Source organism: Ketobacter sp. GenoA1 (genome assembly GCF_003671475.1).
Lineage (GTDB): Bacteria > Pseudomonadota > Gammaproteobacteria > Pseudomonadales > Ketobacteraceae > Ketobacter.
This window is the reverse complement of record NZ_RCHM01000023.1, coordinates 112,971-125,451: the sequence shown is the minus strand read 5'-3', so window position 1 is coordinate 125,451 and position 12,481 is coordinate 112,971. Positions and strand designations below refer to the sequence as shown.

Annotated in this window: 11 protein-coding genes; 7 read left to right on the top strand and 4 right to left on the bottom strand. The window is 57.4% G+C overall.

Translation table 11 applies throughout. From position 1 onward, the window contains the following. Positions 1-35: 35 nt before the first annotated feature. On the bottom strand, positions 36-1,670 hold the full coding sequence (locus tag D9N13_RS09060) for a hydantoinase B/oxoprolinase family protein (protein ID WP_290588442.1): 1,635 nt from the start codon (positions 1,668-1,670) through the stop codon (positions 36-38). 287 nt (positions 1,671-1,957) lie between these two features. Here D9N13_RS09060 and D9N13_RS09055 point away from each other — a divergent pair, with 287 nt between their 5' ends. Genes D9N13_RS09055 through D9N13_RS09040 form a run of 4 tightly spaced genes read left to right on the top strand, consistent with a single transcriptional unit; the run spans position 1,958 to position 7,005 of the window. Next, the gene (locus D9N13_RS09055; RefSeq protein ID WP_290588440.1) at positions 1,958-3,136 is read left to right on the top strand and encodes an aspartate aminotransferase family protein; all 1,179 of its coding nucleotides are present in this window, start codon (positions 1,958-1,960) and stop codon (positions 3,134-3,136) included. Positions 3,137-3,164: 28 nt separating this feature from the next. After that, a complete protein-coding gene (gene argF, locus D9N13_RS09050; protein WP_290588438.1) occupies positions 3,165-4,079 on the top strand; it encodes an ornithine carbamoyltransferase in 915 nt (304 codons plus the stop codon). 6 nt (positions 4,080-4,085) lie between these two features. Next, the gene (locus D9N13_RS09045; RefSeq protein ID WP_290588436.1) at positions 4,086-5,138 is read left to right on the top strand and encodes an ABC transporter ATP-binding protein; all 1,053 of its coding nucleotides are present in this window, start codon (positions 4,086-4,088) and stop codon (positions 5,136-5,138) included. Positions 5,139-5,190: 52 nt separating this feature from the next. Next, on the top strand, positions 5,191-7,005 hold the full coding sequence (locus D9N13_RS09040; protein WP_290588434.1) for a methyl-accepting chemotaxis protein: 1,815 nt from the start codon (positions 5,191-5,193) through the stop codon (positions 7,003-7,005). Here the strand turns inward: D9N13_RS09040 and glpK are convergent, their stop codons facing one another. Next, entirely contained in the window at positions 7,006-8,493 is a 1,488-nt protein-coding gene (glpK, locus tag D9N13_RS09035; protein ID WP_290588433.1) for a glycerol kinase GlpK, read from the bottom strand. Positions 8,494-8,686: 193 nt separating this feature from the next. Here glpK and D9N13_RS09030 point away from each other — a divergent pair, with 193 nt between their 5' ends. Together D9N13_RS09030 and pdxH are read left to right on the top strand one after the other, a co-directional pair. Continuing rightward, entirely contained in the window at positions 8,687-9,463 is a 777-nt protein-coding gene (locus D9N13_RS09030; RefSeq protein WP_290589816.1) for a DeoR/GlpR family transcriptional regulator, read from the top strand. Positions 9,464-9,499: 36 nt separating this feature from the next. Next, entirely contained in the window at positions 9,500-10,135 is a 636-nt protein-coding gene (pdxH, locus tag D9N13_RS09025) for a pyridoxamine 5'-phosphate oxidase (RefSeq protein WP_290588431.1), read from the top strand. Positions 10,136-10,139: 4 nt separating this feature from the next. Here the strand turns inward: pdxH and D9N13_RS09020 are convergent, their stop codons facing one another. After that, on the bottom strand, positions 10,140-10,682 hold the full coding sequence (locus tag D9N13_RS09020; protein ID WP_290588429.1) for a DUF2058 domain-containing protein: 543 nt from the start codon (positions 10,680-10,682) through the stop codon (positions 10,140-10,142). A 64-nt stretch (positions 10,683-10,746) separates the two neighbouring features. Beyond that, complete coding sequence (arfB, locus tag D9N13_RS09015; RefSeq protein WP_290588428.1) at positions 10,747-11,166, bottom strand: alternative ribosome rescue aminoacyl-tRNA hydrolase ArfB; 420 nt, start codon at positions 11,164-11,166, stop codon at positions 10,747-10,749. A gap of 55 nt (positions 11,167-11,221) precedes the next feature. Between arfB and D9N13_RS09010 the strand changes: the two genes are divergently transcribed. Beyond that, on the top strand, positions 11,222-12,478 hold the full coding sequence (locus D9N13_RS09010) for a hypothetical protein (protein ID WP_290588426.1): 1,257 nt from the start codon (positions 11,222-11,224) through the stop codon (positions 12,476-12,478). Positions 12,479-12,481 lie beyond the last annotated feature (3 nt).

Here is a 12,481-nt window from a genome sequence, read left to right as displayed (position 1 = left end):
CCCGAATCCTCTCTCCGTTTATCTTATGTTATGAGTTACCTGATGCCCTGTTTTGGCGATTCTTCCGTGGGCGGCCCCCACCCGCCGCCGCCGGGCGTGGCAATGGCCAGTACATCGCCGGGTACCACCTCGAACGTAGTCTTGGCTGCCAGCGGTACGCCATTGAGCCGGTTCTCGCCCCGTTGCCCAGCACTGCCGCCCGCCCAGCCCCAGGGCTGGCTGGTGCGGCGCTCTGTCAGCAGCGAAACGGTAGCGGGCTGCTTGAAGCACAGCTCCCTCAGCAACCCGTCGCCGCCACGATGCTGCCCGGCACCGCCGGACCCGCGGCGTATCTGGTAGCGGTTTACCTGCAGGGGATAATGCAGCTCAAGGCTTTCCACCGGGGTATTCAGGGTGTTGGTCATGTGTGTCTGCACCGCGCTTAAACCAGCACCGGACGCATAAGCGCCCATCCCGCCACCCATGGTTTCATAATAGTCCCAGCGACTGCCGTCGGCTTTGATCGCCCCCATGGCGACATTATTCATACTACCGTGGCTGGCGGCAGCCAGGCGCCGGGGAATGGCCTGTGCCAAAGCTCCAATGACCACATCCACCACCCGTGTGCTGGTTTCCACGTTGCCCGCTGCCACCGCCGCCGGATAACGCGCATTAAGCAAACTGCCGGCCTCCGCCCGCAGCGTCACCCCTCGAAATGCGCCGGCGCAGGCTGGAATCCGGGCCGGCATCAAACACCGGAACACATAAAACACCGCCGCGGCGGCCACCGACAGCGGGCAGTTCACATTGCCCGGCACCTGCTGTGATGTGCCACTGAAATCCACGGCCACCTGCCCATCCATCACCTCTATCCGAGCCCGTATTGCTATATCCCGGGTACCGGCGCCATCATCGTCCAGTTGATCGGCAAACTCATAGCAACCATCAGGAATCTGCCGGAGGCTGTCGGCGGCCACCCGGGCGGCATACTCATTCAATGCCGCCACCATCTTCTGATAACGGGCCTGGCCATAGCGGGTAACCAATTCCTGTAACCGGGACAAACCGGTGCGATTGGCGCTGACCTGGGCGGTAAAATCCCCCATGGCCGCCAGGGTGTGGGCCCCCAGAGGGGGTTCCCCGCCCTGGGCCTCTGCACAAGCGGCCTCTGTCGATTGCAATGTGCCGGGCGCCAAGCCCGCCAGTTGCTCCAGCACCGCGTTGCACCAGACTCCGGCCCGCAACAGGTGCGTGGGTGGAATCACAATGCCCTCTTCCTGCAAGGTACGGGACACCGGCATGGAACCCGGTGCCGTGGCACCAATGTTGGCGTGGTGGGCGCGATTGGCAACAAAGGCAAGCAGCCGCCCTTCCACAAACAGTGGTGCAATCACCGTGACATCGGGCAAATGGGTACCGCCTTTGAAGGGATCATTCACCACCACCATATCACCCGCCTGCCATTCCACCTCGGCAATGATGTATTCCATGGCGTAGGCCATGCTGCCCAGGTGCACTGGTATATGGGCAGCTTGTGCGGTCAACTGCCCCCGGGCATCAAAGATGGCGCAGGAAAAATCCAGGCGATCCTTGATATTGGGGGAAAACGCCGAGCGCTTGAGAGCGGCCCCCATTTCGTCACAGATGGATTCAATTCGACTGGAAAAGAGACTCAATTCAATGGCATTCATAACCGTTCAATGGAATTCATAGCAGGTGGATTGTGACCAGGGGGGTTCCGTTCGGCATACCGTCAGCCACCATGGTTTCCCAAACCTGCAACGGGATCAACGGCGAAAAACGACAGCTTTCGGTTGCCAGAGGTGAAAACCCTGATATATCAAGGCCCGGGAGCCCCTCACAAGATTGCAAGTGTCATATTATAGGACTATGATTACGGGTTTCGTCGGCAGCAATCGCTGCCGTTTTTGTTTGTATAACATTTATCCTCCAAGCATTGGAGTACCAGGACAGTCTTATGGCAACAAGCGGTTTGATGACCACCTACAAGCCTATGTCGGTGACCTTTGAAAAGGGTGACGGGGTTTGGTTATACGACACCGAGGGCAAACAATATCTCGATTGCATCACCGGCATTGCCGTGTGCGGTCTGGGACATTGTCACCCCCGCGTTACCCAGACCATTCAGGATCAGGCCCAGCGCCTGGTGCACACATCAAACCTCTACCGTATCCGCTACCAGGAAGAACTGGGGGCCAGGCTGGCTGAAATCAGCAATATGGAGGCCTGCTTCTTTGGCAACTCCGGCGCTGAAGCCAATGAATGCGCCATCAAGATCGCCCGCCTTTACGGCCACAACAAGGGCATTGAAAAGCCCGCCATCGTGGTGGCTGATCAATCCTTCCATGGCCGCACCCTGGCCACACTGAGCGCCACGGGCAGCCGCAAGGTGCAGGCCGGATTCGAACCATTGGTGCAGGGGTTTGTGCGCAGCCCGTACAATGATCTGGATGCCATTCGCACCATCGCGGCCAACAACACCAATGTCGTCGCGGTAATGGTGGAGCCGGTGCAGGGCGAAGGCGGTATCAATATTCCCGCCGACGATTACCTGAGTGGCTTGCGCCAGATCTGTGACGACAACGGCTGGCTGTTGATTCTGGATGAAATTCAGACCGGCAATGGCCGCACCGGCACCTACTTCAACTACCAGCAGCACGGCATTCTGCCGGACGTGGTCACCACCGCCAAGGGCCTGGGCAATGGCTTGCCCATCGGTGCCTGCCTGGCCCGGGGCGAAGCCGCCAACACTCTCAAGCCGGGCAATCACGGATCGACCTACGGGGGCAATCCGTTGTGCTGTGCCACCGCCTTGACGGTCGTCAACACCCTGGTGGAGGAAAACCTGCCCCAGCGTGCCGCCGAGCTGGGCCGGCGCATTGTGGACAACCTCAAGACCCAACTGGAATCCGTGGCCATGGTCCGGGAGGTCCGTGGCAAGGGCCTGATGATCGGTATTGAACTGACCCAAGCCTGTTCCCCATTGGTGGCGCTGGCCAAAGACCGGGGGCTACTGATCAACGTCACCGCCGAAAAGGTGATACGCCTGCTGCCGGCATTGACCATGAGCGATGAAGAAAGCGATAACATGGTCAATCTGCTCAGCCAGCTTATCAAGGAATACGCGGCCCAATAACGTTAACGAATTGAAAGAGATGTAAGCCATGGCGACACGGCATTTTCTGACCCTGCTGGACATTGAACCGGATACCCTCGAAAAGCTCCTGCACCGGGCCATCGAGCTGAAACGAATGTTGCGCGAAGGCGTGGTCTACGAACCCTTCAAGAACAAAGTTCTGGCGATGATTTTTGAAAAGTCATCAACCCGTACCCGCGTGTCATTTGAAAGTGCCATGATCCAATGTGGTGGTGGTGCCATGTTCCTTTCGCCGCGGGATACCCAGCTGGGCCGCGGCGAACCGGTGGGCGATACCGCGCGGGTACTGTCGCGCATGGCGGACATCATCATGATCCGTACCTTTGAACATGAAAAAATCGAAACCTTTGCCCGGGATTCCCGGGTACCGGTGATCAACGCCCTGACCGACTCCTTCCACCCCTGTCAGTTACTGGCGGACATCCAGACCTACATCGAGCATCGTGGCTCCATTCGCGGTAAAACCGTCACCTGGATCGGGGATGGCAATAACATGTGCCACTCCTATATCAACGCCGCCCGCCAGTTCGGCTTCCAGCTACGGGTGGCCTGCCCCCCTGGTTTTGAGCCCGACGCCACGCTGGTGGCCAACAACAGCGATCGGGTTACCCTCACCAACAGTGCCGAAGAGGCCGTGGACGGTGCCCACCTGGTGGTCACCGACGTGTGGGCCAGCATGGGCCAGGAAGAAGAACAATCGGCGCGGGAGAAAGCCTTCTCCACGTTTCAGGTATCACCTGCGTTGATGGACAAGGCAGACCCCAAAGCCCTGTTTATGCACTGTCTGCCGGCACACCGGGGCGAAGAAATCAGCGAAGATATGCTGGATGATCCCCGCTCCGTGGTCTGGGACGAAGCGGAAAACCGACTGCATGCCCAGAAGGCGCTGATGGAATACCTGCTGGGCACCTGGAAACCCTGATCAACCATGGAACCACTGTTACAGCTGGACGGCGTTTTCTGCGCCTACGACCACAACTCGGTGGTTGAAGACCTGACCTTTCACATCAACAAGGGTGACATCGCCTGCCTGTTGGGCCCCAGCGGCTGTGGCAAAACCACCACACTGCGGGCCATCGCCGGCTTTGAATCCATCAGTGGCGGCACCATCGAACTCAGCGGCATGCAGGTGTCGGCCCCGGGCCATCTGGTACCACCGGAAAAGCGCAGCCTGGGCATGGTATTCCAGGATTACGCCCTCTTCCCCCACCTTACCATTCAGGAAAACGTCTGTTTCGGGCTGCGCAAATCCAGCCCAGCCAGGCGCCAGTCCGTGGGTGCCAGGATGCTGGAGCTGGTGGGCTTGGAACAGTATGCCAAACGTTACCCCCATGAACTGTCCGGCGGCCAGCAACAACGGGTTGCCCTGGCCCGGGCCATGGCACCGGAGCCCAGCCTGATCCTGCTGGACGAACCTTTCTCCAATCTGGACGTGGACTTGCGCCGCCGCCTGAGCCTGGAAGTCAGAGACATCCTGAAATCCCTGGGCACCACTGCACTGATGGTCACCCACGATCAGGAGGAAGCTTTCGCGGTGGCCGATCGTATAGGGGTAATGAATGAGGGCAGACTGCAACAGTGGGATACGGCCTACAACATCTATCACGAACCATTGAATCGTTTCGTAGCCAATTTCATCGGCCTGGGCCACTTTATTCGGGGTAAAGCCCTGTCACCGGAACTGGTGGATACCGAAATGGGGGTCATCAAAGGTAACCGTGCGTACAGTTGGCTGCCGGACAGCCCGGTGGACATTCTGCTGCGGCCGGACGACATCCTGCCGGACCCGGAAAGCCCCCTGCAGGCCAAAGTCCTGCAGAAAACCTTTACCGGGGCTTCCATGCTGTTCAAACTGCAATTGCCCACCGGCAGCATCATCGAAGCCATCTTTCCCAGCCACAATGACCATCAGGTGGGTGCCCTGGTGGGCATTCGCCTGGAGGCAGATCACCTGGTGGCGTTCCCATCGCCCACCCAGTAACCAAAGCAGATGCTATGCTTAATCAAGGTTCACTTGCGGAAGCCATACATCGATGTTGCAGGCCAAACTAACCACCCGGGTCACCCTCATAACCGCTACCATTCTGCTGGCTATAGCACTGTTAAGTAGCCTGTACCTTAACCACCGCAATCAGGCACAGGACCGCATAGCAACCCAGCAACAACTGCTGCAATTCCAGGTCGCCGCCAATCAGATCCAGAATCAGGTGATCCAGCTACAACAACTACGCAGCAGGGATAACCCGCAGTCCAACCGGGATCTGCTGAAAACCCTGGAACAAAGCAGTGTGTCCCTCACCGAGGTGGCCAGCCTGGCGTTAAAAAGCGCTGACGACCTGCTGCAGACCAGCCTGCTGGAACTCATGGATCAACTGAACCTCTACCAGAAAAAACTCAACGAGCTGGTGCTGATTCAGGAACAGCAACTGCAGACCCAAACCAGCCTGAGTACCGAAACCCGGGAACTGGAAGACTACCTGAAGCAACAAAATGCGGTGTATCTGTTCAGCCTGTTTACCGACATGCAGGCCCGGCAACTGCAGTATCGTATTACCCTGGATCCCAACACTGCCCAACAGGCCGCTGTGCTCGGTGCACGGATCATCGAAGCACTGCCCGATTCCGAACTGCCGGTTGAGGATTTGCCGGCCGCAGCAGCAAAGCTGAAGCGGCAGCAATCACTGTTTTCGCAGCTGGTACAGCAACTGTCCACCGGCAAAGCCCTGCAACAGCAACTGGAAACCACCTTTGCCCGCCTGGCACCGCTTGGCGCCAGCATGAACACTCAGATTACACAGGACATCAACAGTGATTCCTGGACCACCGAATGGATGTTTGCCCTCACCCTGATATTGATCGCCTGTGGTGTGTATTTTCTGTTTGCCACCATCATCCACGGCTATGAGCGCAAACACAAAGAACTGCTTTCGGCGGCGGTTGCCATTCGTAACGGCCCCATCCACAACCTGGACCAACTGATACAGTCGTTGGACCAGGTGGCCGGACAACAGCGGCAACGGCAGGAATTACTGCAGCAACTGGCGGCCGAGCTGCAGACGCCGCCCAAGGCTGCCGCTCTGGATCAACGCAGCAGCAAGGCGCTGCACAATCAACTTGAACAAATAGGCCGCGAGGGCCAACACAGAACATCACAACTGGAACAAATAGAGCAAAATTGTGAACACACCGCCCACACCAGCCAGCAAGCCCATACCCAACTGCTGGAAAGCGAGACCACTTTACAGAACATGACCCGCAGCATTCAGCAGCTCACTGATCAAATCGGTTCCGCCAGCCAGGGCATCACCCAACTGGCGGAAAACAGTCAGTCCATCGGTGCCGTGGTGGACATGATCACCACCATCACCAGCCAGACCAACCTGCTGGCCTTGAACGCTGCCATTGAAGCCGCGCGGGCAGGTGAGCACGGGCGCGGCTTTGCCGTGGTGGCAGACGAAGTGCGCTCCCTGGCCACCAAAACCGCCGGTGCTGCGGAAGACATCAAGCGTCAGGTGGCGGATATCCAGAAATCCGCCGAAACCAGTGTCGACATGATGACGTTAAGCCAGAAAATGGTAGAGGAAAGGGTGCGGGAATCCACCGCCGCCAGTGAACAACTGCAGCGGATCACCACGGCAATCGCCGACGTCAACCAGCAGCTGAGCCAGATTCAGGATTCAGCCCATGAGGCCAGCCATGATTCAGCACAGCACCACAAGCACCTGCGCGCCCAGGAACAGGAACTGCTGCACAGCCTGGAACAGATACTTGACCGCCAGCACCAGAGCAGCGCCCAGCAAGCCTCCCTTGCGCTGTGCCGGGAACTGCAGGCGCTGAACCGGCCCTGATCAATCGCTGGTTCGTACCCGGGCCACCGCTTTGACCCAACCCTGGTACAGGTCGTCCCGCAGGTCATCCTTCATTTCCGGGGTGAAATGCCGTTCACAATGCCAAAGTGAAGCGATCTCCTCCAAAGAGGGATACACCCCAACCTGCAGACCGGCCAGATAGGCAGCCCCCAACGCGGTGGTTTCGATCACCGCCGGCCGGTCAACGTTGACATTGAGAATGTCGCTCAGGAATTGCACCACCCAATTATTGGCCACCATGCCGCCGTCCACCCGCAGCGCGGTGGGTTTACCGGCACCGTCCGCTTCCATGGCATGGATCAGGTCCTTGGTTTGGTAGGCTACCGACTGCAAACCGGCGGTCACAATATCATTGATGCCGGTATCCCGGGTCAAACCAAACAAGGCACCACGCGCTTCAGGATCCCAGTAGGGCGCACCCAGGCCGGTAAAGGCCGGCACCATATAAACGCCGTGTTCAACACCCACTTCCTGCGCCATGGCTTCGGTTTCCCTGGCATGGGAGATCAACGCGATACCGTCCCGCAGCCACTGAATGGCGGCGCCGGCGATAAAAATACTGCCCTCCAGGGCATAGGTTACTTTGCCGTTCAGGCGATAGCCTACGGTGGTCAGCAGGCGGTTGCGGGATTCCACCGGCTCGTCCCCTGTGTTCAGTATCATAAAACAACCGGTCCCATAGGTGCTTTTGATCATCCCGGGTTTAAAGCAGGCCTGGCCGATCAGCGCAGCCTGCTGATCGCCGGCAATGCCCGCCACCGGAATTGATGCTCCCAGCCAGTCCGGGTCTGCGTCCCCAAAATCGGCGGCACAATCCTCCACCTCCGGCATCATGGCCCGGGGCACCCGAAACAACGCCAACATCTCATCATCCCATTGCTGGGAGTGAATGTTGTAAAGCATGGTACGGGATGCGTTGGTGGCATCGGTTTTATGACTGGCACCCTTGGTGAGGCGCCACAACAGAAAGCTGTCTACCGTACCGAACGCCAGTTCACCCTGCTCCGCCCGCTGGCGGGCCCCTTCCACATGATCCAGAATCCAGGCAACCTTGGTGGCCGAAAAATACGGATCAATCAACAGCCCCGTGGCCGCCTGCACACGCTGCTCGTGTCCCTGCTTTTTCAGTTCCATACACAGGGCCGAGGTTCGACGATCCTGCCAAACAATGGCTTTGTGTATCGGCCTGCCGGTATCACGCTCCCATACAATGGTGGTTTCCCGCTGATTGGTAATGCCGATACCGGCAATCTCCGTGGCACTGAGCTGGGCATTTTTCAGGGCCTCCCGGCACACCGCCAGGGTGGTTTCCCAGATTTCCTCAACATCGTGCTCGACCCAACCATCATCTGGAAAAAACTGGGTAAATTCTCGCTGCGCAGAGGTTACAATGGTTCCCCGCTGATCGAAGACGATCGCCCTGGAGCTGGTGGTTCCCTGGTCTATGGACAGTAGATATTGGCTCATGATTGAGTCTTCCTTGTTGTATTAGGTGGGGGCTGGACCCCAGCGGCTTTCTATCGTGGGTAAGGTTAGTGAAATGATATCCGATTTTCGTATCCAAACTGAACCGGTGACCATTTGGTGTATCATTAGGCAATAAACGAACAATTCTAATAACAAGAGAGAAAGTAACAAGCGAGAGAGTAACGTGGCAAATATATCGCAAACGGCCCGGCATGAACAAATTGTAGAGCTGGTGAACGCCAAGGGCTTTGTATCCGTGGAAGATCTGGCCAGTCATTTTGATGTGACACCGCAAACCATGCGCCGGGACATCAATACCCTGGCGGCAGAAAACCGGGTCCGCCGCTTCCACGGCGGTGCCAGTGCGGCACCCAGCACCCAGAACATTGAGTATGCACAGCGGAAACTGCAGCAATCACCGGAGAAAAGCCGCATCGCCAGAATGGTGGCCGCGCATATTCCCGACCATGCCTCCCTGTTCATCAACATTGGCACCACCAACGAGGCCATTGCCAAGGAACTGCTCAACCACACCGGGCTGAAGATCATCACCAACAATCTGCACGTAGCCGCCATTGTCAGCGGCAAAGAGGATTTTGATGTCATCATCGCCGGTGGTAAGGTGCGCAGCCGCGATGGCGGCATTATCGGTGAAGCCACCATGGATTTCGTCTCCCAATTCCGGACCGACTTCGGAATCATCGGCATTTCCGGGATTGACGACGACGGCTCGCTGCTGGATTTCGATTATCAGGAAGTGCGGGTAGCTCAGGCTCTGATCAAGAATTCCCGCCAGGTGCTGCTGGCCTGCGACCACACCAAGTTCGGCCGGCACGCCATGATCAAACTGGGCAATGTGGCCGACGTCAACATTCTGGTCACCGATCAGCAACCGGATGAACACTTCACCACCCTGCTGCGGGACAACGATGTCACCACACTGGTGGCCGGTGACGAAGATCTTAACTAGAACAGCCATTCAACCCAGACCGAGGAACAACAGGCAGTGGACATCAGTGACATGCGGCGGGAGTTCGAAAGCGCCGGTTTGCAACGGGAAACATTGAATGATAACCCCGTCCAACAGTTTGAAACCTGGTTTCAGGATGCGCGCACGGCAGGCCTTCTGGAGCCGAACGCCATGTCACTGGCAACGGTGGATGAGCACGGGCAGCCCACCTTGCGCACGGTGCTGCTGAAGTATTTTGACGAGAATGGTTTTGTGTTTTTCACCAACTACGAAAGCCGCAAAGCCAGAAACATAGAGGACAATCACAGAGCCGCTATTCTGTTCCCCTGGATCGCCCTTAACCGTCAGGTGTCCGTACAGGGCGCCGTGCGCCGCATCAGCAAAGCCGAGAGTTTCAAGTATTTCTCATCGCGCCCCCGGGAAAGCCAGATCGGTGCCTGGGTTTCGGATCAAAGCAAAGCCATTAGCTCCCGCGGGCTGCTGGAACAAAAACTGGCGGAGATGAAACGCAAATTCGGCCAAGGTGAAATTCCACTGCCTTCGTTTTGGGGCGGTTACCAGATCGTGCCCGAACGCATCGAGTTCTGGCAGGGCCGCCCCCATCGACTACACGATCGCTTCGAGTATTTGCGCACCGAATCCGGCTGGGCCATTCAGCGCCTGCAACCGTAGCGGTTTACCACATCAAATCATCCGGCACCACGTAGTCGGCATAAGGATCATCGTCATCACCGTGGGCTGGTTCCGTGCGCTCGTTCAACAGCACCACCATGCCGTCATCACGCTGCCTGATTTTTTCGGCAATGGCGGTGGCAACCAGTTCATAGTCACCGTTGAAGGCCACAATGGCGGCCTGCCCCAATTCCAATTGCCGTTGCTGGGCCGCGGTCACATAGAGCTTTTTAATGCTCTTGCCATCAACAAACTGAAAACCAACCTCGCCCCCCTGCCGATCCAGGCGATGGGTTTCCACCAGCTGCTTGATCTGGGCGGCTATGGCTTTCTGCTGCGCCAACAACTGGTTTTGGCGGTTGATCTCTCGATCCCGTTCGGCTTTTTCCAACTGTGCCTGGCGCGCCGCCTGCTTCACCTCATCCACCGGTTCCGCCTCGCCGTGCCGCACACGTTTGGACTGTTTACGCTTTTCTTTCTTAACCTGCTTGACCTTTTGGGCATTGACCATGCCGGCTTTAAGCAACTGATCCTGAAGTGATGCCATCCACCCTTCTCCAATAATCCTGATACCCTGCAATCATACACAGCCATGGGGGCTATGAACAAACTCAGTGTTCAATGGAACCCTTGCCACGCAGCGCCTTGGTTCGGCCCCGGCGCACCTTGCTGTCCACCCGCTTACGCTGCGAACTGCGGGTGGCCTTAGTGGGCTTGCGGGGTTTCTGCACCACCGTCACACTGCGCAACAACTCTGCCAAACGCTCCAGTGCGTCCAGCCGGTTCTTTTCCTGGGTACGGAATTGCTGGGCCTTAATGACGATTACCCCCTCTTTACTGATACGGCGATCCTTCAATAGCAGCAGCCGTTGCCGATAGATATCCGGCATGGATGAGGTGTTGATATCGAAGCGCAAATGGATCGCCGATGCGACTTTGTTCACGTTCTGCCCTCCGGCACCCTGTGCGCGGATGGCAGAGATCTCAATTTCGTCATCGGGAATTTGCCAATGAGGTGTGATGGACAGCATACTGGGCCTTACCAAATTTCTTTTTGCTGTGAAGTTCTAGCACGGTCAGCCTACCATGATGCGATCCACCGTACACGCCCCCACCCGTTTATTGATGCTCCTTGTGGCAGCGCTGTATCTGCTGCTGCCCGGCAGCCTGCAGGCAAAGGGCCTGCCCTACCAGCTTGAGTACCGCCTCGAGTTTCTACCGCAAAGCGGTCAGGCGCTGGTTACCATCACGCTGGACAAAGGCGAGCTGTTGCATTCAATACGCTTTGACAATCTGCCTGAACGCTATGAGGAGATTACCGCCAGTGGCAAATTGATGGTGTCTGCAACCGAAGTGCTGTGGGAACCAGAGGCAGGTAGTGCCAGCCTTTCCCTCAAAGTGAAAATCAATCACGAACGGGATCCGGGGGAATACGATGCTCTGATGACCCGCAATTGGGCCATATTTCGCGGCGATGATCTGTTTCCCCCGGTAAAGACCCGATTCGAAGACGGTGCCTACGCCGTGGCCACGCTAGATGTTGTGTTACCACCCCACTGGACCAGCGTCGAAACCGGATGGCCGCGTAAAAAGGGCAACACCTTTCGCATCAATAACCCCGAGCGCAAGTTCGATCGCCCCACCGGCTGGATGATCGCGGGCACCCTGGGAACCCGGCGTGGAGACATCAGCGATACCGCCATTACCGTCAGCGCCCCCAAAGACAGCGCTGTCCGCCGCATGGATGTGCTGACTTTTTTTACCTTCGTATGGCCGGAACTGCAACGGGCATTTGTACAGACACCGGACAAACTGTTGGTGGTGGGTATGGGTGACCCCATGTGGCGTGGTGGACTGTCCGGTCCCAATTCACTGTTCCTGCATGCGGACCGGCCGGTGGTCAGCGAGAACGGCACCAGTCCGCTGATGCACGAACTCACTCATATGATCACCCGTATTCGTGGTGCCAAAACCGACGCCGGCAACGATGACTGGATTGCCGAAGGGCTGGCTGAGTTCTATTCCTTTGAATTACTGTATCGCTCCGGTGGCATCACCGATGAACGCCGGGCCAAAATCATCGCCAACCAAAAACGATGGGGGCGTAAAGTGACCCATCTGCGCAAACGAAACTCCACCGGCCGAATAACCGCGCGGGCAGTAGTACTCATGGAGGCACTGGATCAGGAAATCCGGCAAAAAAGTCAGGGCAAATACACCATCGACAATGTCACCCGCGATCTTATGAAGAAACGCAAGGTAGACTTGAACGACCTGCAACAATCAGCGGAACGCTGGATTGGTGCGCCGGCCAGCACACTGCAAACAAAATTATTGAAGTAAGGC

Bases quoted from the DNA above. Each gene is read 5' to 3' on its own strand.
- D9N13_RS09040 (WP_290588434.1), top strand. From the start codon at position 5,191: ATGTTGCAGGCCAAACTAACCACCCGGGTCACCCTCATAACCGCTACC.
- arfB (WP_290588428.1), bottom strand. From the start codon at position 11,166: ATGCTGTCCATCACACCTCATTGGCAAATTCCCGATGACGAAATTGAG.
- D9N13_RS09060 (WP_290588442.1), bottom strand. From the start codon at position 1,670: ATGAATGCCATTGAATTGAGTCTCTTTTCCAGTCGAATTGAATCCATC.
- D9N13_RS09020 (WP_290588429.1), bottom strand. From the start codon at position 10,682: ATGGCATCACTTCAGGATCAGTTGCTTAAAGCCGGCATGGTCAATGCC.
- D9N13_RS09045 (WP_290588436.1), top strand. From the start codon at position 4,086: ATGGAACCACTGTTACAGCTGGACGGCGTTTTCTGCGCCTACGACCAC.
- argF (WP_290588438.1), top strand. From the start codon at position 3,165: ATGGCGACACGGCATTTTCTGACCCTGCTGGACATTGAACCGGATACC.
- D9N13_RS09055 (WP_290588440.1), top strand. From the start codon at position 1,958: ATGGCAACAAGCGGTTTGATGACCACCTACAAGCCTATGTCGGTGACC.
- D9N13_RS09010 (WP_290588426.1), top strand. From the start codon at position 11,222: ATGATGCGATCCACCGTACACGCCCCCACCCGTTTATTGATGCTCCTT.
- glpK (WP_290588433.1), bottom strand. From the start codon at position 8,493: ATGAGCCAATATCTACTGTCCATAGACCAGGGAACCACCAGCTCCAGG.